At 54.7% G+C, this 23,595-nt stretch carries 21 protein-coding genes; 7 read left to right on the top strand and 14 right to left on the bottom strand.

Annotation, left to right across the window (positions count from 1 at the left end):
- Nucleotides 1-82 precede the first annotated feature (82 nt).
- From Q4551_RS10360 to Q4551_RS10350, 3 genes are all read right to left on the bottom strand, one after another.
- Nucleotides 83-964 carry an amidohydrolase family protein gene (locus Q4551_RS10360; protein ID WP_303433613.1) on the bottom strand — a complete coding sequence of 294 codons (882 nt, stop codon included), beginning with the start codon at nt 962-964 and terminating at the stop codon, nt 83-85.
- Between the two features lie 235 nt (nt 965-1,199).
- Nucleotides 1,200-1,664, bottom strand: coding sequence for a hypothetical protein (locus Q4551_RS10355; RefSeq protein WP_303433612.1), 465 nt, complete (start codon nt 1,662-1,664; stop codon nt 1,200-1,202).
- Between the two features lie 7 nt (nt 1,665-1,671).
- Nucleotides 1,672-2,085: a cytochrome c gene (locus Q4551_RS10350; protein WP_303433610.1), complete on the bottom strand. Its 414-nt coding sequence runs from the start codon at nt 2,083-2,085 to the stop codon at nt 1,672-1,674.
- A 106-nt stretch (nt 2,086-2,191) separates the two neighbouring features.
- Here Q4551_RS10350 and Q4551_RS10345 point away from each other — a divergent pair, with 106 nt between their 5' ends.
- Together Q4551_RS10345 and Q4551_RS10340 are read left to right on the top strand one after the other, a co-directional pair.
- Nucleotides 2,192-2,815 carry a cytochrome b/b6 domain-containing protein gene (locus Q4551_RS10345; protein WP_303433607.1) on the top strand — a complete coding sequence of 208 codons (624 nt, stop codon included), beginning with the start codon at nt 2,192-2,194 and terminating at the stop codon, nt 2,813-2,815.
- Nucleotides 2,812-3,255 (top strand): MarR family winged helix-turn-helix transcriptional regulator, encoded by a 444-nt coding sequence (locus Q4551_RS10340; protein WP_303433606.1) that lies wholly within the window; start codon nt 2,812-2,814, stop codon nt 3,253-3,255. The genes Q4551_RS10345 and Q4551_RS10340 overlap by 4 nt, the downstream gene beginning before the upstream one ends.
- Before the next feature lie 141 nt (nt 3,256-3,396).
- On the opposite strand, the gene Q4551_RS10335 is transcribed toward Q4551_RS10340, so the two are convergent.
- The 9 genes from Q4551_RS10335 to Q4551_RS10295 form a co-directional block, all read right to left on the bottom strand.
- Nucleotides 3,397-5,571, bottom strand: coding sequence for a glutamine synthetase III (locus Q4551_RS10335; RefSeq protein WP_303433604.1), 2,175 nt, complete (start codon nt 5,569-5,571; stop codon nt 3,397-3,399).
- A 626-nt stretch (nt 5,572-6,197) separates the two neighbouring features.
- Nucleotides 6,198-6,746 carry a glutathione peroxidase gene (locus Q4551_RS10330; RefSeq protein WP_303433602.1) on the bottom strand — a complete coding sequence of 183 codons (549 nt, stop codon included), beginning with the start codon at nt 6,744-6,746 and terminating at the stop codon, nt 6,198-6,200.
- A 517-nt stretch (nt 6,747-7,263) separates the two neighbouring features.
- Entirely contained in the window at nt 7,264-8,022 is a 759-nt protein-coding gene (locus Q4551_RS10325; protein WP_303433601.1) for a type 1 glutamine amidotransferase, read from the bottom strand.
- Nucleotides 8,023-8,077: 55 nt separating this feature from the next.
- Complete coding sequence (locus Q4551_RS10320; protein WP_303433599.1) at nt 8,078-8,884, bottom strand: ABC transporter permease subunit; 807 nt, start codon at nt 8,882-8,884, stop codon at nt 8,078-8,080.
- A complete protein-coding gene (locus Q4551_RS10315) occupies nt 8,884-9,825 on the bottom strand; it encodes an ABC transporter permease subunit (protein WP_303433597.1) in 942 nt (313 codons plus the stop codon). Before Q4551_RS10315 ends, Q4551_RS10320 begins: the two co-directional genes overlap by 1 nt.
- A 15-nt stretch (nt 9,826-9,840) precedes the next feature.
- Nucleotides 9,841-11,007 (bottom strand): ABC transporter ATP-binding protein, encoded by a 1,167-nt coding sequence (locus tag Q4551_RS10310; RefSeq protein WP_303433595.1) that lies wholly within the window; start codon nt 11,005-11,007, stop codon nt 9,841-9,843.
- Nucleotides 11,008-11,095: 88 nt separating this feature from the next.
- The gene (locus Q4551_RS10305; protein ID WP_303433593.1) at nt 11,096-12,190 is read right to left on the bottom strand and encodes a polyamine ABC transporter substrate-binding protein; all 1,095 of its coding nucleotides are present in this window, start codon (nt 12,188-12,190) and stop codon (nt 11,096-11,098) included.
- 368 nt (nt 12,191-12,558) lie between these two features.
- A complete protein-coding gene (locus tag Q4551_RS10300) occupies nt 12,559-13,641 on the bottom strand; it encodes a polyamine ABC transporter substrate-binding protein (RefSeq protein ID WP_303433591.1) in 1,083 nt (360 codons plus the stop codon).
- Between the two features lie 300 nt (nt 13,642-13,941).
- The gene (locus tag Q4551_RS10295; RefSeq protein ID WP_303433589.1) at nt 13,942-15,267 is read right to left on the bottom strand and encodes a glutamine synthetase family protein; all 1,326 of its coding nucleotides are present in this window, start codon (nt 15,265-15,267) and stop codon (nt 13,942-13,944) included.
- Nucleotides 15,268-15,424: 157 nt separating this feature from the next.
- On the opposite strand from Q4551_RS10295, the gene Q4551_RS10290 reads away from it, so the two are divergent.
- The 3 genes from Q4551_RS10290 (at nt 15,425) to Q4551_RS10280 (ending at nt 18,524) form a co-directional block, all read left to right on the top strand.
- Nucleotides 15,425-16,120, top strand: coding sequence for a GntR family transcriptional regulator (locus Q4551_RS10290; RefSeq protein WP_303433587.1), 696 nt, complete (start codon nt 15,425-15,427; stop codon nt 16,118-16,120).
- Nucleotides 16,121-16,323: 203 nt separating this feature from the next.
- Nucleotides 16,324-17,721 carry an aspartate aminotransferase family protein gene (locus tag Q4551_RS10285; RefSeq protein WP_303433585.1) on the top strand — a complete coding sequence of 466 codons (1,398 nt, stop codon included), beginning with the start codon at nt 16,324-16,326 and terminating at the stop codon, nt 17,719-17,721.
- On the top strand, nt 17,721-18,524 hold the full coding sequence (locus tag Q4551_RS10280) for a helix-turn-helix transcriptional regulator (RefSeq protein ID WP_303433583.1): 804 nt from the start codon (nt 17,721-17,723) through the stop codon (nt 18,522-18,524). Before Q4551_RS10285 ends, Q4551_RS10280 begins: the two co-directional genes overlap by 1 nt.
- Nucleotides 18,525-18,641: 117 nt before the next feature.
- Here Q4551_RS10280 and Q4551_RS10275 read toward each other — a convergent pair whose 3' ends face one another.
- A complete protein-coding gene (locus Q4551_RS10275; protein ID WP_303433582.1) occupies nt 18,642-19,175 on the bottom strand; it encodes an NADPH-dependent FMN reductase in 534 nt (177 codons plus the stop codon).
- A 180-nt stretch (nt 19,176-19,355) separates the two neighbouring features.
- Here Q4551_RS10275 and Q4551_RS10270 point away from each other — a divergent pair, with 180 nt between their 5' ends.
- Complete coding sequence (locus Q4551_RS10270; protein WP_303433580.1) at nt 19,356-20,270, top strand: LysR family transcriptional regulator; 915 nt, start codon at nt 19,356-19,358, stop codon at nt 20,268-20,270.
- Between the two features lie 248 nt (nt 20,271-20,518).
- On the opposite strand, the gene Q4551_RS10265 is transcribed toward Q4551_RS10270, so the two are convergent.
- A complete protein-coding gene (locus Q4551_RS10265) occupies nt 20,519-21,457 on the bottom strand; it encodes a LysR family transcriptional regulator (protein ID WP_303433578.1) in 939 nt (312 codons plus the stop codon).
- Nucleotides 21,458-21,617: 160 nt separating this feature from the next.
- Between Q4551_RS10265 and Q4551_RS10260 the strand changes: the two genes are divergently transcribed.
- A complete protein-coding gene (locus tag Q4551_RS10260; protein ID WP_303433576.1) occupies nt 21,618-23,552 on the top strand; it encodes an FAD-dependent monooxygenase in 1,935 nt (644 codons plus the stop codon).
- The last annotated feature ends 43 nt before the right edge of the window (nt 23,553-23,595 follow it).

Genomic DNA, 23,595 nt, shown 5'->3' with positions numbered 1-23,595 from the left:
TACTCGCCATAACATCCCTCCGATAACATCCCTCCTGTGGCATACAGAGCCTGTATGACATGCGAGGGGCCATCCCGGCTCGCTACTTCATATAACCCAGCAGCCTGGCGGCATTTTCTTTCATGATCAGCGGCCGCACTTCTTCCTTGATATCAAGCTTCTCAAAATCCCGAATCCAGCGATCAGGCGTAATAACCGGCCAATCAGAGCCAAACAGCATCTTGTGCTTCAGGATACTGTTGGCGTATTGAACAAAGATGGGCTGAAAATACTTCGGCGACCAACCCGACATATCAATGTACACATTCGGCTTATGAGTCGCGACAGATAACTGCTCGTCCAGCCAGGGGAATGCCGGATGCGCTGCCACAATGGGCATATCCGGAAAATCCGCCGCCACATCATCCAGCAACATCGGGTTGGAGTACTTCAGCCGCATATTCATACCACCACGAGCACCGGCTCCGACCCCGGTCTGACCGGTGTGAAACAGTGCCACGGCACCTTCTTCCGCAATGGCTTCATACAGCACATAGGCCGAACGGTCGTTAGGGTAAAAACCCTGCATCGTGGGATGAAATTTAAACCCCTTCACACCAAACTCACGCACCAGTCGGCGAGCCTCCCGTGCTCCCATACGGCCCTTGGCCGGATCGATTGATGCAAAGGGAATCAGGATATCGCTGTTTTCCGCACAAATCGCCGCGACTTCTTCATTGTCGTAACGCTTGAAGCCAGTCTCACGCTCAGCATCCACCGGAAAAATCACCGCTGCGATTTTTTTATCACGGTAATAATCAGCCGTATCCTGCACCGTTGGCATCATATTGTGGCCAGCCGGATTCTTGAAATACTTGGCGAAGTCTTCCTGAAACTGATAGTAGCCATCATCCCGGTCACAGCTGCAGGGCTCTTCTGCATGGGTATGGAAGTCGATAGCAATAATGTCGTCGATGTTCATCATGGTGTCCCCTGTTATCCAATCTCGGGTGATATTGTTGTTATATGCACCGGTAGCGCGGTTACAGCGAAGCCAGATTCGGCTTCGCTGTAACTTGCCAGATACTCTACACACTCAACAACAGAAGAACCACAACTGTTTAACACACAAACAATTATTTTCTACTACGAAAAAAGCCGTCAGCAACGGTATGGCCACTTTCAATACGCCGGAAAATCCTGCTCCAGCACAGCCCAAGTCAGCCTGAACCCTCGGCCGCCATCGGCTTTTGGGTGGCTGTCGAGAGCCTTAGACCATCGCGGATATTGAACCCCATCAAGATCAGGTTCACCGCTCCGGCCAACAACTCCAGCGCCTGTACGGTATAGAAAGTACTGCCAAAATCCCCTGCCGCAGCCAGTGAGCGCAAGTAAATCGCTGCTGGGATCAGAATAAAAACACCATTCAGTGCCACAAACCGCATGCGCTTTTTCTTGCGGCCAATCAGTCCACTGCTGCGGGTTCCAGCCAGTTTGGCCCCACTGATACCAGTCACAGCCATCGCCAGTACCAGTAACCAGATCGCGTAAAAAATGGCATTTTTAACCTGATAAATAAGATCCGGATCGCCGGTCAGCTCGACCACAATCGTGCTGCCCCAAAAAGTAACGATCAGAGCCATGGCCAGTCTGGCAAACCAGATATGTGCTTGTTGAAGTTTCATAATCACCTCACCATAAAGAACGATATTTGCGATGGCAGGAACGACAGGCCGATGTTATCTGGTCCAGCGCATCCTCATTGGATACCTCTGCCACTGCCGCAGCAGCGATATCTCGATACGCCATTTGCCAGCTCATCATATCCCGCTCGAATGCATCCCAATGCCGCCACACCGCTTTCCGGCTTCTACCCTCTCCCGAGGACTCTGGCGGGAACAGCGTCAGTAACCGCTGTACCTGTTGATCCAGCTTCAGCGCCGTGGTTTCGACTTCAGACCAGTGTTCGTCATCCACTGATTGCTCCAGATAGTCCGTCTGCTCTTCAATCTCTTCAAACAGTTGCTGGCGCTGCTCCACCGCAGGGTGCTCGGCATAAGTAGCAGCAGATGCAGCCAGCAAAAACAATACGATCAGGTGTTTCATAAGTGAGTCCTCGTGGTTTGCCTATGACGTGACTTATGTTATTTTGCAAATGCAACTATTGCAATAGCAACTGTTAGAACAGGAACTACCAGGGAGGTCATCCTTTATGCGAATCTGGGATTTGCCCGTGCGTCTCTATCATTGGTTACAGGCGGGCCTGGTCATCACCTTGCTGATCACCGGCTGGACTGGCAGAGGCTCAGCCGGGCTGCACCAACTGGCGGGCTACGCCTTATTGATCTTGTGGCTCTGGCGAGTCCAATGGGGTTTATGGGGTAGCAGCACCACACGTTTCGGCCAGTTAATCAGCACCATTCAACGCTTGCCTGGCTACCTGCAAGGACGAGCCAGCAGCATACCGGGGCACAACCCTCTGGGTGCCATCATGGTGCTGGCCTTACTGCTGTTACTGGCTGGCCAGATAATTTCTGGGCTGGTCGGCTCAGAGCTATTCAACGCCGACGCCAGCAGAACCGCCGCTCGCTGGGCGATATTCATCCACACACAATTGGCGATACTGATCACCATTGCCGTGAGTTTGCATGTGCTGGCTGTGTGCTGGCATGAATACAAAGGCGAACGCCTGACTCAGGCAATGATCACCGGCATCCGCGATATCCGTGGACAACCACCGCGTTTGCAGAGCAAGCGCCTTGCCGCCGGGTTACTATTCATCAGTATCAGTATGTCCGTTGGCTACCTGGCCATTTCGATGAGAGTGTTTATATGACAAGTTATGCAGAAGACCTGATCCTGCCCAGACACAACAGCCTGGGCTGGCTAATCGCCGTTTTGGGCAAACAACTGGCCGAGGATCTGGATCAACGGTTAAAAACCATGGGACTCAATATTGGTGTATGGCCCACTCTGTTTGCCCTGTGGGAAGAAGAAGGCCTGACCCAGACTGAACTGGCCGAACGTTGCATGACCGCGCACTACACCACCACCCGCACCCTCGATACCCTGGAAAAAATGGCATTGGTTGAACGTCGCCCGCACCCGACCAGTCGCCGGGCCTTGCAAATTTACCTCACCCAACAAGGCAAGGAACTCCGTCACTCGGTACTGCAACAGGCCATTGCCTGCAACAAACAGTATCTGGACCGGCTCAGCCAGAAAGAAGCACAAACACTGATCCAATTGCTCAACAAAGCCGCAGGCACGCGATAGCCCACAGTCGATATCCCCAGCGGCCAATACACAGCCACCGGCCACAAAAAAGCCCCTGGTGAGTGATCATCAGAGGCTTGGGTTTGCTTTATGTTTCCGGCGCTACATCTGGATACCGCCGTTTAAAGCAACTGACTGCGATTAACGCATAAACAGCATTTCGCTGTATTTCGGTAATGGCCAAATGTCGTCGGCAACCAGAGTTTCCAACGTATCCGCAAAGCCACGGACTTCCAGCATCAGGCCACAAATCGTATCAGCACAGAACTTCATGTGCGCTTCAGTAGAGTCGAAGTCATGAGTTGCCATGGCGGTTTCCAGCTTGGCCACGGCAGCCATCATGCCATTAAGGTTTTCGCCGACAGTCGTCGCCAAAGAAGCGTCCAGTGCAATCGACAGCTCAGCTGCCCCGGCAATCGCATCCGTCAGGCTCGACAGGTAGCTGACTGCGGCTGGATAAATAATGGTAGTCGCCATATTGACCACCAGTTTGGCTTCCACCTCAATCGACAGCACGTACTGCTCGGCATACACCTCATAGCGGCTTTCCAGCTCGACAGGGGTCAGCACACCGGTTGAATCAAACAGATCGATCACCGTCTGATCCAGGAAGGCAGGCAAGGCGTCAGCCGTGGTCGGGATGTTTTTCAGACCACGCTCTTCAACCGCCATGGTATGCCATTCGCTGGAATAACCATCACCACCGAAGATGACATTGCTGTGCAGCTCCATCAGCTCTTTCAGCACAATAATAACGGCTTCGGTCTTGTCACTGGTGGTTTCCAGTGCCGTTTCCAGTTTGGTCGCAATCCAGCCCAAGGAATCCGCCAGCATGGTGTTCATCGCCACCAGAGGTCCGGAGACCGACTGTGAAGAACCCACCGCACGGAATTCAAAACGGTTACCGGTAAAGGCAAACGGTGAGGTACGGTTACGGTCACCGGGATCACGCTCAAACTTGAGGATTTGATCCAGACCCAGATCCATCAAACCGCCATCGGCGGTTTCATTGATCGCGCCGTCCTTGATATCCATGAACAGTTTTTCCAACTGATCACCCAGATAAACCGACAGGATCGCCGGAGGCGCTTCGTTCGCACCCAGGCGATGGTCGTTGGCTGCCGACGCAATCGCAGCACGCAGCAACGGGCCATAAACGTGAACACCACGAATCACCGCACCACAGAACAGCAGGAAGTTGAGGTTTTTGTCCGGCGTATCACCCGGGTCCAGCAGGTTGCCCTGCGTGGCGTTACCCACCGACCAGTTAACGTGCTTACCGGAACCATTCACCCCGGCAAACGGTTTTTCATGCAGCAAACACATAAAGCCATGTTGCTTGGCAGTCAGTTTCATCAACGTCATCAGCAGTTGCTGGTGATCGGATGCGACGTTAGCCGCTTCAAAATACGGTGCAATCTCAAACTGGCCAGGAGCCACTTCGTTATGGTGCGTTTTGGCCGGAATACCAAGGCGATACAGCTTGTCCTCGAAATCCTGCATAAACACCTGAACACGCTCAGGAATGGCACCAAAATAATGGTCATCAAACTCCTGACCCTTGGCCGATGGCGCACCAAACAGGGTACGACCCGCCAACAGCAAATCCGGACGAGCCGCCGCCAGTGCAGAGTCCACCAGGAAATATTCTTGCTCCGCACCACAGCTGGAGTTCAGCGTCGCGATTTCGGCTTCGCCCATCAGCGCCAGAACTTTTTGTCCGGCCTTGTTCATGGCAGCGTTGGAGCGTAACAGCGGAATTTTTTTATCCAGCGCTTCACCGGTCCACGACATAAAGACACTCGGGATCATCAGCGTCGCGCCGTTGTCCGTGTGCATGATGTAAGCAGGGCTGGTCGGATCCCAGGCGGTATAACCACGGGCCGCATTGGTCATCCGCAAGCTGCCGTTAGGGAATGAGGAGCCATCCGGCTCACCCTTGATCAGCAGGCTACCGGTAAACTCGGTGATCGCCCCGCCATCAGAATTGGTAACAATAAAGCCATCGTGCTTCTCAGCCGTGGCATTGGTCATTGGGTAGAAAATATGGGAGAAAAACTTCACCCCTTTACCAATGGCCCAGTCTTTCATCGCAGCCGCGACAACATCAGCGGTGGCAGGATCGAGTGCCGCACCGGTCTGCACGGTTTTTTTCATCGCCTTGAAGGCATTTTTGGACAGGACTTCTTCCATCGTCGCCATATTAAAGACGTCGGTTGCCCAGATACGGCTCAACGGCTCAGGCTTTTCCACAGCAGCAGGCTGACGATTCACAATGTCACTGATCGCCATCAGACGCGTCTGGTTTCCACTCATATTATTCTCCTGGGTTCCAATTATCATTAGGGGACATCTATTTAATCCGGTGCTCACTCTGAGCTACCGGATGGTTTCGAATCACGAAGCCGACTTGCAGGCCTGACGGGTCAAGTCAAACGTCGGCGACACCGAGTCGAGATCATCCGGCAGCCCCCGAAGGGCGCGGGTTGCCGCCGTCCAGTGCGGTGTTGACGAATTTGAAAAGGACTCGTCATTTCGCTGCATTCGTCGCCTTGCCCTGAACAACGGCAACACTCGCGCAGAGCCGTGCAGGATTAAATAGATGTCCCCATTAGTGCTTCGCTAGCACGTTGATAGTCAAAAAATCACCAGATAGTGGGCTTCCAACACATCAAGGAGCGTAACGACTCAAACTCGGCATTAAAAAAGCGGGCCTGCAATATCACTGCAATAATTGATCCAGACAAACCAGAAACGCCAACCGCCACAAAACAAAGCATGGCCAGACAGTCCGCGCCCGGTTATAGGGAGAAGTGTGAACTAACACATAGAAAACGAGCTAAAAGAGTGCAAAGAAAGGTCACGAAAATGAGCCACACCCCCGGATGGATGGCCAGCCCCAGCCAATAACCGTCGCCCGGCAGCACCGGGCGACCCGCAGATCAGAGCGCCAGCGCGGCATCGATTGCCGCTTGCAGAACCGGCGAATTCACCGTCATATCCGGAGCAAAACGACCGATCACCGTACCGTCTTTACCGATCAGGAATTTTTCAAAATTCCACATCACATCGCTGTCATCGTCCGACAACAGATTCATACCGGCCAGCTTGTCCCTGAAGCCACTTCCCTCTTCGGTCGTACGCTGTGGCTGGGCAGCAATCAACTGCTGATACAAGGGATGACGGCCCTCACCGTTCACCGCAACCTTGCTGAACATCGGAAACGACACGCCATAAGTCAGCGAACAGAACGACTTCACCTCTGCTTCGCTACCCGGCTCCTGACCCAGAAACTGGTTACACGGAAACCCCAGAATCTCCAGACCACTGGCGTGCTTCGCCTGATACAAGGCCTCCAGCTGCTCGTACTGTGGCGTCAGACCACACTTGGACGCGACATTCACCACCAACAATACCTTACCGGCATAGTCAGACAGCGATTGAGAAACACCATCAATGGTGTTTACCGTGGTGTCGTAAATCGTACTCATAATCTATCTCCAGAAGCAGTGCGTTTCAGCCATCCATCAAGACAGCCAGACTCTCACCGTCAGCATAGCAGCCTCAAGGGTAAACAGACGCTCCGTTCGTGACCGGTTTCGTCCGTGGCCGTTTTGCAGCAAACAGCCCCCGGCACAGACAACAAAAGCTTTTAACCATCATCAGGCTGACTTTGCTGCGGCAACGGGGCAAAGTACTCAGGTAAGAAATAACAGGTGCTTTGGCAACCATATGCTGTTTAAAAATCAGTCAACTTTTGCAAATGCGATGATTTTTGCAACCCTCTTTGCAAGCCATTGTTTTATAAGAATTTTTCACAAGAAAGGGTAGAAAACCAACCCTGAATTAAAAGGGATTAAGAGCACCCACACCGCCGTTGCGGACAGCCATAGCGAGCGTCTCTACGGTCGTGCGGAGGATTCCGGGGCAAGCCCGGAATGACGCGGATCGCCGCTACGGGGACAACCCCGGACGGCGTCCCTGCGGCTGTTTATTGTTGCAGCTGTTTTATTGTTGCTGCAACACAGCCACCAGCCAACCTGCGATCACTGGGGAATCCAGGCAAGCGTCGGGTTGACGAACGCTGATCAGTCCTTGTTCGGTGTCTTGCAGCGGGATGCCTTTGCCTCCTCGGTCGGTGAGCAGGGCGTCTTCAAAGTCGAGGGTGAATTCCGGGTGCGGTTGCAGGCTGACGATGCGGTTGTTGAAGTAGCCCAGAACGGCATAGCGGCAGAAGTCGGAATGCGCCAGTACGGTGGCACTGGCGGGCAGAATGGTCACCTGGTCCTGATGCACGGCGTTGATGCTGAGTGTTTGTGGTGCGTGCCCGGTGGCTTGTTCGAGCTGTTGGGCAAAGCCGTTGTCGAGCTGGTAGGTGTTGACTCCGAGACCCCAGCCGCCGTGGTATCTTTCGACCTTGCCGCCAAGTGCTTCGGCAATCAGTTGGTGACCAAAACAAATCCCGACTAACGGTCGTTCGGAATCAGCAATCTGGCGGACAAAATCCTTGAGCTGGACAATCCAGTCCAGTTCTTCGTAAACGCTGTGTCTGGAGCCGGTAATTACCCAGCCGTCGCAGTCGTTTGCTGCCGCCGGGAAGTCGCCCCGGCTGACGCTGTAAACGGTGTATTCAAAGCCGGGGTTATGGGGTTGGAACAGGCGCTGAAACATATCGGCGTAGCTGCCGTATTGGTCGATGAGGGTATCCGGGGTGAGCCCGGTGACCAGAATACCGATTTTCATAAAGTGCTCGTTGTTAACGGTCATAGGGTACGCATAACGCACCGTGATGCGTTATGCGGCTGCCGGTTGGCGGCAGGTATTACGGCTTGGGCCGCTTTCGCATTTGTAACATGGCCACGACAACGCCCACGGCAACAATCAGGATCATCAGGGTGGCCAGGGCGTTGACTTCCGGGGTCACACCCAGGCGTACCTTGGAGAAGATGACCATCGGCAAGGTGCTGTCCCCAGGCCCGGAGACAAAGCTGGCGATCACCAGGTCGTCGAGCGACAGGGTAAACGACAGCAGCCAGCCTGATAAGATCGCCGGTGCAATTAATGGCAGAGTCACCAGAAAAAACAGCGAGGAGGGTTTGGCGCCGAGGTCCATTGCGGCTTCTTCCAGCGAGGTATCAAAGTCTGCCATGCGGGCTTGCACCACCACCGCCACATAGGCCATGCAGAAGGTGGTATGGGCCAGAATAATGGTCAGGGTGCCCCGTCCGGCAGGCCAGCCAAACAGGTCTTCCATGGCGACAAACAGCAGCAGTAACGATAGGCCGGTAATCACTTCGGGCATGATCAGTGGTGCCGAGATCCAGCCCGACAGCAGCATTTTGCCGCGAAAGCGCCCCATCCGGCTGAGGGCAAAACCAGCCATGGTGCCGAATACCACTGCCAGCGAGGCGGAGATAAACGCAATTTTGATACTGAGCCAGGCGGCGCTGAGAATCTGCTCGTTCTGGAACAGTTCGCCATACCACTTGAACGACCAGCCGCCCCAAACGGTCACCAGTTTGGATTTGTTAAAGCTGTAGATGATCAGTGAAATTATCGGCACGTAGAGAAACAGGAATCCCAGTGCCGAGGAGGTATATAAAAACCAGGAACGACGTTGCACGGCCATTATTCAGCCTCCTTGCGGTTGCGCAGCAGCATAATGGGTAGCACCAGTACCACCAGCATCACGGTGGCAACGGCGGAGGCCATGGGCCAGTCGCGGTTGAGTGAGAATTCATCCCACAGTACCCGGCCAATCATCAGGGTATCGGAGCCACCCAGCAATGCGGGGATCACGTATTCCCCCACCGCGGGAATAAACACCAGGGTGCAGCCTGCCAGAATGCCCGGCATGGCCAGCGGAATGGTCACCAGAAAGAAACTCTGGAACGGCCGACAGCCCAGGTCTTCAGCGGCTTCCAGCAATGACATGTCCATTTTTTCCAGCGCGGTATACAGCGGCAAGATCATAAACGGCAGGTAGGTGTAAACGATGCCAATGTAGACGGCAAAATCGGTTTGCAGCATCTGGATCGGTTCGCTGACGATGCCGAGGTTAATCAGGATATCGTTAACCAGGCCGTTTTTTTTCAGCAATCCGACCCAGGCGTAAACCCGCAGCAGGAATGATGTCCAGAAAGGCAAAATAACCAGCGCCAGCAAGATGGTGCGGGTGCGGGATTCGCTACGGGCAATCAGGTAAGCCATCGGGAAGCCGATGATCAGTGCCAGCAAGGTCGAGACGCCAGCAATGCGGATCGAACTCAGGTACGCCTCCAGATAAAAGGAGTCTTCCCACAAAAACAGGTAGTTGCCGAGGTTCAGCTTGATATTGAGCAGCGCGTCTTCCAGCTCGATCAGGGCGGTATACGGCGGAATGGCAATGGCGGTTTCAGACAGTGAGATCTTGAACACCACCAGAAACGGCACAAAAAAGAACACCGCCAGCCATACAAACGGCATCGAGATCACCAGCTGGCGACCCCAGTTGATCCGTTTTAGTGGCAGCTTGTGCAACACCCGTTGCAACCGCGAGTGGGCAGCGGTATAGCCGTTGGCTTGACTCATAAAAGGTATCCTCTCTCAGCTGGTCAGTACGACGGCGCTGTCCACATCCCAGTACAGATGCACCCGTTCATTCCAGGTAAAGCGGGCACCACTGTCGCGGGAGATATTGGGCTGGGTAACGCGGAGTTCTTTACCGCTGTCGAGGCGCACACGGAAGACCGACAGGCTGCCCATATAGGCGATGTCTTCGATCACCCCGGAGCAGGTGTTGTCGGTCTGTGCTGGCGGCTCATGGCTGATCAGCATTTTTTCGGGCCGAATGGCAACACACACTTCCTGGTTGGGCGCGCAGCTGATGCCGTGGTTGAGGTAGACCGGTGGTTCAAAATCGTTGCAGCGGATACGCACCCGGTCTGGCTCGTCTTCGGTTACGCGTCCATCCAGCAGGTTGACCGAGCCAATAAAGCGGGCCACAAACCGGCTGTTGGGGTATTCATAAATATCGTGGGGTTCGCCCACCTGAACGATATTGCCCTGGTTCATCACGCCGATGCGAGTTGCCAGGGTCATGGCTTCTTCCTGGTCGTGGGTCACCACCACAAAGGTGACGCCCAGTTCTTCCTGGATGTTGATCAGTTCAAACTGGGTTTCTTCGCGCAGTTTTTTATCCAGCGCTCCCAGCGGTTCATCCAGCAGCAGCAGTTTGGGGCGTTTGACCAGCGAGCGCGCCAGCGCTACCCGTTGACGCTGACCACCAGACAATTGATGCGGTTTGCGCTTGCCCAGATGGCCCAGCTGTACCATGTCGAGCATATCGGCAACACGACGTTTGATGTCGACATCGGCCAGCCGCTGGCGCTTGAGGCCAAAGGCAATGTTCTTTTCTACTGTCAGATGCGGAAACAGTGCATACGACTGGAACATCATATTAACCGGACGGTTCCAGGGCTGAATGCCAGCCATATCCACATCGTCTATCAGGATGCGGCCCTGGGTCGGCTGTTCAAATCCGGCCAGCATCCGCAGCAGGGTGCTTTTGCCGGAGCCAGAACCACCCAGTAAACAAAACAGCTCGCGCTTGTAGATTTTCAGGCTGATGTTATCCACAGCGGTAAAGTCATCAAATGTTTTGGTGACTCCATCAAAAAACACAAACGGTCGGGCATCCGGATCACGCCATAAATCGGGAGCTGGCGCGGTAAGCGGATTCTTATTCGAAACGGGAGATTTTGCGCTTGTCATAACCTGGCTACCAGTGAGATGGGGGGACAGTCCCCCCTCAGGAATGGTAACACCGCCGGGCGTTCTGCCCGACTGATGCGACGATCAATTAACGGCCGGTTTTCACATTTGACCAGGCGCGGTTCAGTATGCGATCAAATTTGGCGCTGTGGGCTTGCTGGGTAAACAGCTTGGCTTTTACTTCGGCACTGGGGTAGATCCCCGGGTTGCCGATCACGTCTTCGTTCAACAATGGCTCGGCGGCGGTGTTGGGTACGGCGTAATACACATAGTTGGAGATACCAGCGGCTGTTTTTGGCTCCAGGACGAAGTTGATAAACTGGTAAGCCGCGTCTTTATGGGGTGCATCGGCAGGAATGGCCATCAGGTCAAACCATACCAGCGTGCCTTCTTTTGGAATCGCATAGGCCACTTCTACGCCCTGCCCGGCTTCTTCAGCACGGCTCTGGGATTGCAGAATGTCGCCGTTGTAACCCAGGGCTACGCAGATTTCACCATTGGCCAGATCAGAAATGTACTGGCTGGAGTGGAAGTAGCGGTAGTTGTCACGGTTGGCTTTCATCAGGGCTTCGGCTTTGCCGAGGTCGCTTTTGCTTTCTGAGTTAGGATCAAGACCGGCGTAGTTGAGGGCAATCGACATCACTTCTGCCGGGGAGTCCAGAATGCCAATACCACAGTCTTGCAGTTTGGCAGAGATTTTGGGGTCAAAGATCAGGTCGAGGGTATCGGCGGGCATATCACCCAGTCGCGCCTTGATCATTTCCACGTTGTAACCCAGTCCAATGGTGCCCCAGGCCCATGGCACGCTGTGGGCATTGTTGGCGTCGTGACGGGCGACTTTTTCCAGCAAGGTGCTGTCGAGGTTGCCGTAGTTACTCAGTTTGCTGCTGTCGATGGTGGTGTAGATACCAGCCTGGATCTGACGCTCCAGAAACGCTCCGGTTGGAATCACCAAATCATAACCGCTGCTGCCGGTCATCAACTTGGCCTCCAGCACTTCGTTGGAGTCGTAAACGTCGTAGTTCACCTTGATGCCGGTTTTCTGTTCAAACTCAGACACCGCTTCCGGGTAAATGTAGTCCGACCAGTTATAGATATTCAATTCCTTGTTATCAGCGGCCAATACGCTGGATGCGGCCGTCAGCGCACATACAGAGGCCATCAGAGCAGACAGTTTGAGCATACGTTTCTCCAGAAATAAGACGTTATCGATCAAGCTTGATCGTCACGCTACGGATGCCGCTCAGGCATTCCCATACCCCCCAGGGGCTATATCCCCCAGATGCCGGGCGCAGGCCAGTAAAATCAAGCGTTACAGACACATGAATGGCTTGCCACAGGTACAAGCCGACCGACAATGTTCACATTATGGACAACGTGTCCGCAGCCCGGCTGGTTGGCAGGTTATCGCGCTTGGGCAATCTTGATAGCGACCGTCAATCGATCAGGGAAAACAGGCTGGCGGCGACCGGCAAGTCGCGGCAGTGAAATGAGGAAAAACAGGTATAAAAAACGGCTCTGCAAACAGGAACAAAGCCGGCTACCGGCGAGTTAAATGCCGCTCTTGATGTTTGTCCAGGTGCTCTCCAGTACACGATTGAACTTGTCACTATGGGCTCTCAGAGAAAACAGGTTGGATTTCAAGCTCGAGACCGGATACACCCCTTCGTTACTGCTCACGTCCTTATCCAGAAAAGGGGCTGCCGCTCGATTGGGGACCGCGTAATAAACATGGTTGGAAATGCGCGCAGCCGTTTCTGGCTGCAGAATAAAGTCGATAAACTGATAAGCCGCTTCCTTGTTTGCGGCATCCGCCGGAATAGCCATCAGATCAAACCAGATCGCGGTGCCTTCCTGAGGAATTTCATACGCCACGTTAACCCCGTTACCCGCTTCTTCGGCATTGATTTGGGATTGCAGAATATCGCCGTTGTAACCCAGTGCCAGACAGATATCGCCGTTAGCGAGATCTTCTGTGTATTGGGAAGCATGGATATAACGGTAGTTGTCCCGATTGGCCAGTAGCATCTGTTCTACTTTTTTCAGGTGCCGGGTACTTTCGGAGTCCGGCATAATGCCTTTGTAGTTCAGGGCGATGGCGATCACGTCGGAGGGCGAGTCCAGTACACCAATGCCACAGTCTTTCAGCTTGGCGGTGATGGCGGGGTTGAAGATCAGATCCAGGGTATTGGTGGGCATATCCCCCAGCCGCTCGCGGATCATATCGACGTTGTAGCCTAACCCGATGGTGCCCCAGGCCCAGGGGACTCCGTGGGTATTACCTTCATCGTAGGATGAGACCTTGGCCAACAGCACCCGATCGAGGTTGTTGTAGTTATCCAGCTTGCTCCGGTCGATTGGCGCATGTAACCCGGCCTGGATTTGCCGCTCCAGAAAGAGACCAGACGGTACCACAAGGTCATAACCGCTGTTGCCTGCCTTGAGCACGTCATCCAGGGTCTGGTCGGTTTCGTAAACGTCGTAATTCACTTTGATACCGGTTTGCTGCTCGAATTCAGCAACCGCTTCCGGGTAGATATAATCATCCCAGTTATAGATATTCAGCTCCTTGTCTGCGCCCCAGGCGCTGGATGCTATGGTCAGTGCACATATGGATGCTGCCAACTTTCGCATACGTTCCTCCTTGATACGTCGATTAAGCGGCGGACTGTATATCAGACAGGCGGCACAAACAGGCTGCTATAAATCAAGAAAAGCCCAATCGGTGGGCAGAATAAATCCTTCCCTGATGGGCAAAACGGGGCAATGGACGTGGTGTTATGGTAATCGGTGTTATGGCAATCGGTGTTGTGGGAATAGGTGTTATGGGAGTCGCCCCGTCAATCACGCGATGGTGACTGACGAGAACGACTGACCCAAAACGGCGGGTGCGACAGCGGAAAGCCGGCAGAGCCGGTCGGGAACACGCCGCCCCTACAACAAACCCAGGTAAGACTCATATTCAATATCAGAAATACGGCTGTTCAGTTCCGTAATTTCCTGACGCTTGATGGCACAAAACACATCCACAAATTCGTCTCCCAGGTACTCCCGTATCACCGCACTCTTGTCCAGTGCCTTGATGGCGTCATCCCAGCGATACGGCAAGCGAGTGGACTCATCGGAGTCGGCATAGGCATCACCTTCCATGGGTTCCGGTGGGGTCAGCTTGTTGTTCAAGCCATACAAAGCGCCGGCCAAAACAGCCGCCAGCACCAGATACGGGTTGGCATCCGCACCGGATACCCGATGCTCCAGACGCCGTGCTTCCGGGTCGCCTTCCGGTACTCGAACCGCGGTGGTGCGGTTTTCATAACCCCAGCACGCAAAAACCGGCGCGTGCGAGCCATCCTGAAAGCGGCGATAGGAGTTCAGGTGCGGCGCGAACATCAGCATTGAGCTGGGCATCAATTGCAGCAGACCGGCAATCGCCTGGGTCAGCATCTCGGTGCCTTCTTCGCCACCGTTGTCGAACAGGTTATTGCCGTCTTTATCGAGCAGGCTGAAATGCACATGGAAGCCGTTGCCTGAGTGTTCCGCGTATGGCTTGGCCATAAAGGTCGAGGTGTAACCGTGCTTGCGGGCAATCCCCTTGACCAGGCGTTTGAACCAGATCGACTGATCCCCGGCGTTAAGCGGGTCGGACACGTGTTTGAGGTTGATCTCAAACTGGCCCGGCCCCAGCTCGGAAATAATGGTATCGGCCAGTACGCCCTGCACATCACAGGCGGCACGGACTTCGGCAAAAAACGATTCCAGACCATCCACATCTTCGATCGAATAGGCATCAGTGGTATTGAGGCGACGGCCATGACCCCGGTCCAGCACCGGCGGCCGCGGACGCTGTACTTCTTCCGAGTCACCATCCATCAGATAAAATTCCAGCTCCGTTGCCATCACCGGATACCAGCCCTGCTCATGGAAACGGTCGACGATATTTTTTAATACCTGACGCGGATCGACATTAAAGGGCGAGTAATCCGGGTTCATCATCATCGCTTGTAGTTGATGACGCTCCTGACCGGCCCAGGGCACCGGAGTCGGTTTTTCTTGCACCGGCACACAGATGCCATCGTTATCACCGGTTTCAAAAACCAGTCCGTTATCTGGCACATCGCCGCCCCAGAAATCGACACCGATAACAGAGCGTGGCAGCTTGACGCCCTCTTCATAAACTTTTTCCAGCGAGCTGCCTAACAGGCGTTTGCCTCGCAGGTTGCCGTTCAGATCGACGATAAAAAGATCAAAATCATTTTGCATGGAACACCTGGTCATGAAGGAGCACAAGAAAAAGAGGGGTCATAAACACTCTGGCTGACACGCCCGTGTTGTGCTTGAATGTCTGAATTGTGATCACATATTCGATGACAGGCAAGTAAAAAACACCGGTATAACCAGCAGAAAGAGCGCTATCAGCATGGATAAACACACCCCGATTGATCTCACCCTAACTGAGCGCCACAGCGCTGTAACTATCACCCAGTGGGTATACAGCACTCTGCGGCAAGCGGTATTACTGGGCAAAATACCACCAGGACGGGCACTGACAATTCGGGAACTGGCCACATTGCTGGATGTTTCGCCGATGCCAATCCGGGAGGCCCTGCGACAATTGTCTGCCGAAGGCGCACTGGAGATTCAGGGAAACCGGCGCGTGATGGTGCCCAAAATGACGGCGATGAAATTTGCCGAACTGGTCGAAGCCCGCATCTGCCTTGAAACCCACAGTGCCGTCCGCGCCATGCCCTATATCGACGAAGCGCGCTTGGCACAACTCGAAGACCTCGATCACCGCATCGACATCGCCACCGAGCACGGCAACGGCCACGATGTGACCCGTTACAACCAAGAGTTTCACCGTCTGCTGTACACCGCCAACCCGCATCAGGTGACCCAGTCGCTGATCGAAAGCCTGTGGCTGCAACTTGCGCCCTTTATGCAGGTAGCCATCGAAAACCTCGACGATTATTACCAGGTCGATCGCCACAAGGAAGCCATCAGCGCCATTCGTGAGCGCGACTCCCTGGCCCTGCAAATGGCCATCAGCGCCGATATTCGTGACGGCTGCGCCTTTGCTTCATCGCCGGAGCAGCTGCAACAACTGCTGGGTTAGGGGCCGCCGACGGACACTTGTTGCGGCTTGTTTGCCAAATAATGTTAATTCCCTCACAGATCATGGCCAGCCCGGTATCACCCGGCGCGCTGACAGACAATCTGGACGATTGGTCATTTCAGGCCAGTGCTTTTGTACAGCCCTTGACCAAATCATTTTGTGATCACAAAATTGTGATCACATTTTAAAACACGGTCAGCGCCATGAAACACGACTCCACTACTGCTTCCGCCAGCCACTCATCCTTGCAGCAAACCGATGCCCGCTTCCATCTGCATCCGTTCAGCAACGCCACCCGCCTCAATAACAAGGGCGCACGGGTGATCACTCACGCCGATGGTGTGTACATCTGGGATGATCAGGGCAACAAGATTCTGGATGGAATGGCAGGTCTGTGGTGTGTGAACCTGGGCTATGGCCGTGAAGAACTGGCAACGGTCGCCGAACAACAAATGCGCACGCTGCCGTATTACAACACCTTCTTCCAGACCACACATGGCCCGGTGGCCCAGCTGGCAGAAGCCATCGCCAGTGTGACGCCCGGCGACCTCAACCGGATCTTTTTTGCCAGTTCAGGCTCGGAAGCCATTGATACCCTAATGCGGCTGACCCGCCACTACTGGGCCATCAAGGGCAAACCATGGCGTAATATTCTGATCAGCCGTGACAACGCTTACCACGGCAGCACCATCGGCGGCACCAGCCTCGGCGGCATGAGCGGCATGCACCAACAGGGTGGCCCGCTGGTACCGAACATCGAGCGCATCCGACAGCCTTACTGGTATGGCGAAGGCGGTGATCAAAGCGAAGAGGCATTTGGTCTGACGGCTGCACGAGCGCTGGAAGAAAAAATCCTCGCCGTTGGCCCCGACAACGTTGCCGCGTTTGTAGCGGAACCAATCCAGGGTGCCGGTGGCGTGATCGTGCCACCCGCCAGCTACTGGCCAGAAATCCAGCGTATTTGCCGCCAGTACGACATTCTGCTGGCAGTGGATGAAGTCATTTGTGGTTTTGGACGTACCGGCAACTGGTTCGGCAGCGATACCTTCAATATCCAGCCCGACATTATTTCGATGGCCAAGGGTTTGTCCTCAGGCTATCTGCCCATCGCCGCCGTGGCGGTCGGGGATCGCATCAGCAACGCCCTGATGGAGCACGATAACGACTTTAACCACGGCTTTACCTATTCCGGTCATCCGGTGGCCGCCGCCGTGGCGCTGAAAACCATCGAAATAATGAAAACCGAAGGCATTGTTGAGCAGGTACGCGACAGCACCGGCCCCTACTTCCAGAAAGCCCTGCGTGAAAGCCTCTCCGACCACCCGTTAGTGGGCCAGATTGATGGCGTTGGTCTGGTAGCCGGTATCGCACTGGTGCAGGACAAAGCCACAAAAACCCTGTTCCCGTCCAGCCTCGACATCGGCATGATCTGCCGCGACCACTGTTTTGCCAATGGCCTGATCATGCGCGCCGTCGGCAGCCGTATGGTGTTGTCACCGCCGCTGATCATCAGCAAAACCGAGATCAACGAGCTGTGCCAGAAAATCCGTACCTGCCTCGACCTGACCCTCACCAGCGCCCAACAAGCCGGAGCACTCTGATGGCCGATATCATCGCAACCAAAGCCTTGGCCAGTCTGGTCGACCATATTCGCCTGACCAGTTTTCCGAAAGAACTGGCCGATTACCTGGCGACGCTGGCGCATTTCGACACCTGCCTGATGCTGGTGTTTGTTCCCGGTGCCAAGCCAACGCTGGTATACACCGAGACCAGCGAACCCAGCCCGGCGCTGGAAACCTACCTGCATCACAGTTACCTGCTCGACCCGCTCTACAGTGCCTTGCAGAACAACGCCAGCAGCAGCCAGATTACCGGCCTGAGCCGCCTCAGCAGCATCGCACCGGACTCCTTCACCCAGACGGAATACTTCCACAACTGCTATCAGGAATTTGATCTGGTCGACGAGATCAACCTGGTGATCGAGCTGGCAGAAAGCAGCTACTTCACCCTGTCTCTTGGTCGCAAATCCAGCCTCGGCAGCATCACCCGCGCAGAAATGAACCGGCTACAGGAACACTGCGCCATGATCAGCGCGCTGATTCGCCAGTTCTGGCTTTCCAACGCCGACGAATACTTGCCCAACGGCAAAAGTCGCAGCACCCTGACCCAGGCCCTGCGCACCTTCGGCCAGGGCGTACTGACCCGCCGCGAACAAGAGATTACCGCGCTGATTCTGCAAGGCCACAGCTCCCAATCCATCGCCGACCTGCTTAATATCTGTGTCGGCACCGTCAAGGTGCATCGCAAAAATATCCACGGCCGCCTGAATACCTCACAACAAAGCGAGATTTTCACGCTGTTCCTTAATCACCTCAGTGAGATGGATATGCGCATCGTCGCCTGAGAGGATAGGCCTTGCCCGTAGGAACCGCCTCCGTCCGTATCCGCAAACCTATTTCAGGCACAAAAAAACCGGCAGAGCCGGTTTTTTAAATTTACAGCAATCAGGCCATACAGGGCCTCAAGCCAGCGTTGCCAACGCCTCGGTTAGCGCCGCAGACAATTCCGCATTGCTCAGCTCACCTTTCTCAACATCAAAGTTATCGTAGAACGACGGTACCGACAATTGCGCTTTCACGTCCATGGCGAAATACGGCGCAGACCCCACCGCTGCCGCCAATACACTCTGCGCACCCCCGGGGCCTGGGGACGTTGCCATTACACACACCGGCTTGTTCTGATAAACCTTTTGGTCGATGCGGGAAGCCCAATCAAACACGTTTTTATACGCCACACTGAATGACCCATTAAACTCACCAAACGAGATCAGCACGGCATCGGCTTCACCGACTTTCTTGAAAAACGTCTGAGCCGGTTCAGGAATGCCAGACTCCTGTTCACGGTCAACACTGTAAATCGGCATCTCGAAGTCATTCAGATCGAGGATTTCCAACTCAGCACCAGTGGTCTGTTGCAGCTGCTTGGCCGCATGAGTGACCAGCTGCTTGTTAATGGACTGACGGCTGTTAGTAGCGGCAAACGCTAATATTTTCATGCGGTGGCTCCTTTAAGGTGAAGATTGATTGAGAAGGTTGATTGATGAGGTATACCTTACATTAGCCACACAGATTGATTAATAGAGCTTTTGTGGAGTTATTGTTTCCATATGACTATCAATAAGCCATTATTCACGCCGTCAAAAGCCAACACGTCGTGAGCGAGAAAAGGAGACAGCATGACCTACAATGCCCATCTGCTGGACGGCATCATCATCTTCGCCGAAGTAGTCAGTGCTGGCAGCTTCACCCGCGCCGCCGACAACACCGGGCACTCCACCTCCTATATCAGCAAAGAAATCGCCCGGCTTGAAGAACGTCTCGGCACCCGCCTGCTCAACCGCACCACCCGCTCACAGCACTTGACCGCCGAAGGCCGACTCTACTACCAGCAATGCCAGCAAATCATCGCAGACGTCAGCAATGCTCAAAATGCCCTGATGGGTCAGCAACAACAACCGGCCGGCACCCTCAAGGTCAGCTGCCCGGTCAGCTTTGGCATGGCCCAGATGCGCGGCATATTCTCCGACTTTTTGCAGCATTACCCACAGGTCGGCCTCGAAATCGACTTCAACAACCTCAAGGTCGACATCGTCGCAGACGGCTTCGACGTTGTGATACGAGCCACCCCGCAACTGGAAGACTCCAGCCTCATCAGCCGTCGCGTCATGCGCTCACGGGCCGTGACACTCGCCGCCCCGTCCTATTTGCAACAATACGGAACCCCGCAACGGCCGGAAGAACTCGCCGAACATCACTGCATCACCTACAGCGGTTTGAAAACACCGCGCCTCTGGCACTATCGCAACCAATACGGCAAAGATATCCAAGTCGAAGTGAATAGCCGGGTCAGCAGCAACAGCTCGGAAATGGAAATTTCCCTCTGCCTTGCTGGCCACGGCATCGTCTGTATGCCCTCATTCCTATTTACCAACGAAATCAGCAGTGGCCGACTCATCGAACTGTTTACCGACTACCAACCGATGGTGATTGATATCTACCTGATCTATCCCAGCCGCAAACACATGTCCGCCAAAGTACGCTGCTTTATCGATTTTGTTGCCGAGCGACTGGCACAACGCACCGGGATATAAACCTGGCGCTTGCTGTTTCCCTTTGCAAATTTCACACTCCCGATATTCGGTAGCCGTACCAAACCAGCCAATCAGGAGGCAGTCCGCCCAATACCGGCCTCGTATTACTGTGCCATCCGGCATCAACGCAGCACTGACGCAGCACCGGCGCGTGAACTAACCCCTGCCTCCAACTGCTCTATTTCTTCCACCAATCCACCGCTGAAACTGGAACACCTCACAACACCTCACAACACCTCACAACACCATCACAACGCCAGCCCGAACTCTCCCACGGTTTGATCCAGCCCCACCACCCAATCCCGAATAAAGCTGCGTACTTTCTGGCTGTCGGGCCGTTCACTGTCTTGCTGTCGAGACCAGAGGGCGATATCCCGTCGGGCGCTGGTTTGATCTTCTATCTGAATCAGTTGCTGCGGGTCGATTTCTCCGGTCATCAGTGCCAGCCGGGCGGGTAGCCGCACCAGCATATCGGTGGTGTTGAGCAGGTGTATCACCGAGCGAATCCCACCGGTAAAGGCAATACGAGCGGCTTGTTGTGCTGCCGGGTCTTCGACCCCGGACAGGAATCCAGCACTGGCACCCGCAATCAGCCAGCGCTGCTGCGCCACCATATCGAGAGAAACCGGTTGCTGTGAACCCAGCAAGGGCGACTGCTTGCCGACAAAGACGCCGGAGCGGTCGCGGAACACCACTTGCCGTTGCAGCGCCTCCTGGCGATCGCAAGCGTGTGCCACCGACAAGTGTGCCGGGGCCAGCAGAAAGTCCAGCTCACCGTTTTGCAGCCATTCAATCTGGGTAGCAGCAGACCCCACCCGGCAATGGAATACATAACGGCTCTGGCTTAAAAAGCCGCTGGTCATCTCGGCGACGGTGGCGTATTCCCACAGAGGATCAATGCCGATGGTGAACTGGTTGTCGTAACCGCTGTGCCACTGGCGAATGATTTCATCGCCCTGTTCTGTGTCGGCCAGTATCCGTTCACCAAGGTGTGCCAGCCGGGCACCGATGTCAGTCGGCACCATGCCGTAGCGGGTGCGCGTCAGCACCGGTGCGCCGACGCGCATTTCCAATTGCTGCAGCGCACGGCTCAGGGTTGGCTGGGTAATAAACAATTGTTCAGCAGCTGCACTGATCGACCCTTGTTTCACAACCATTGCCAGTTGTTTCAGCAGGTTAGGATTCATATATGTATTTTCTTTGCATCTGAATATAAAAACCAATTTTTCCTGATAACTGGCCACAGGTACAGTGTGATGGCTGATTTATAAAAATAATTCATCACACCTCATCACACCATCCACGACCTGGCTGGGCAACGGCTCAGCCCTGCTGTAGGAGTACCTTATGCAATTTCACCTTAACGGCTTTAACCCCGGCGATCCTCGTTTTGCTGATCCCATGGATGCTGTCGTCGCGCCGCCGCTCAAGCGCCCATTGCCGGAATATGTCGATGTGCTGATTGTCGGTTGTGGCCCTGCGGGTCTGAATCTGGCGGCGCAGCTGTCGCAGTTTGGCGATATTTCGGTCGCCATCGTTGACCAGAAAGACGACCGTCTGCTGGTCGGTCAGGCCGATGGCATTGCCTGTCGTACTCTGGAAATGTTCCAGGCCTACGGCTTTGCTGATCAGGTTATTCAGGAAGCCTGCCAGATCAGCGAAGCGGCATTCTGGAAGCCGGATGCCAATCACCCCGAGCAGATTATCCGCAGTGGCAAGGTGCAGGATGTGGCTGACGATCTGTCCGAGATGCCGCACCTGATCATTAACCAGGCCCGTATTCACGATATGTTTCTGGAGGTGATGCGCCAAGGCCCGGGCAAGGTGGAGCCGCACTACCAGCGTAAATTGCTGGGACTGGAGGTCGACCCGGAAGGCGGCGAGTATCCGGTTACGGTCAAGCTGGAGCGCGGTGTTAACTACTCCCAGTACAGCCAGGAAATCGAGACCGTTAAAGCCAGGTATGTCGTCGGTTGTGATGGTGCCCGTTCCAGCGTGCGCAGTGCGATTGGTCAGGAGCTGGTCGGTGATGCTCTCAACCAGGCCTGGGGCGTGATGGATGTGCTGTTGAATACCGATTTCCCGGATATTCGCCTGAAATCGCTGATCCACTCCAACAACGAAGGCAATATGCTGATCATCCCGCGTGAGGGTGGTTACATGGCCCGCCTGTACATCGAGCTGGACAAACTCAAGGAGAATGAGCGTGTCGCCCGTAACGAGATGACTGCCGACGTACTGATTGCCGGTGCCAATCGCATCATGCAACCGTACACCATTGATGTGAAAGAAGTGGCCTGGTGGAGTGTGTATGAGATTGGTCAGCGCATCACCACCGCCTTTGATGATTCAACTCCCGAGCGGCCGGCACGGGTTTTTCTGGCCGGTGATGCCTGCCACACCCACAGCCCGAAAGCCGGTCAGGGGCTGAATACATCGGTTATGGATACCTGGAACCTGGGCTGGAAACTGGCTCACGTACTGACCGGGCTGGCCGAAGAGGATCTGCTAAAAACCTATTCTGCCGAACGACGTGAGTACGGTCAGGCGCTGATCGATTTCGACCGCGAGTTCTCACGCATGTTCAGTGCCAGACCGAAGTCGGCCGAGTACCCGGAGGGGATCGATCCCGCTGGATTCCAGCGCTACTTCCAGCTCTTTGGCCAATACACGGCCGGGGTTTCCATTCAGTACAAGCCATCCGTCCTGGTGTCTGACGACCGCTATCAGTACCTCGCCAGTGGCCTCACGGTAGGGAAACGTTTTCACTCTGCGCCGGTTATCCGTCAGGGCGACGCCAAACCGGTGCAGCTGGGCCACTGTCATACCGCCAATGGCGCTTATCGGATTTATGCCTTTGGCGGCAGTGCAGACGCCATGTCGGATCAGTGTGGCGTCAACGCCTTGTGTGACTTTCTCGCCAACGATCCCCGTTCACCGTTATTGCGTCACACCCCGGCAGGAGCTGATAGGGATACGGTCATTGATGTCCGTGCGGTGTTTAACCAGCCACATCAGACTCTGGAAACCGGCAGCATACACCCGGTGCTGGCACCACAAAAAGGCAAGTACGGCCTGCGTGACTACGAGAAAGTTTTCTGTGCCGATCACCGCCCGGAGTCGTCTGGTGGTGGCCAGAATATCTACGACCTGCGCGGCATTCATAAAGCACAGGGCTGCCTTGTGATCGTGCGGCCAGATCAGTACGTTGCCGATGTGCTGCCACTGGATGACTACACCCGCCTGACAGCCTTGTTTGAGGGCCTGTTGAAGTTGCAGTAAACCAGCACGACTCACCGGGGCTGATACCGGTGAGTTTATCGAC

Source organism: Oceanobacter sp. 5_MG-2023, assembly GCF_030548165.1.
In the GTDB taxonomy this organism is placed as follows: Bacteria; Pseudomonadota; Gammaproteobacteria; order Pseudomonadales; family Oceanobacteraceae; genus Oceanobacter.
Note: the sequence above shows the minus strand (reverse complement) of the source record. Positions and strands in the feature narration are given on the sequence as shown.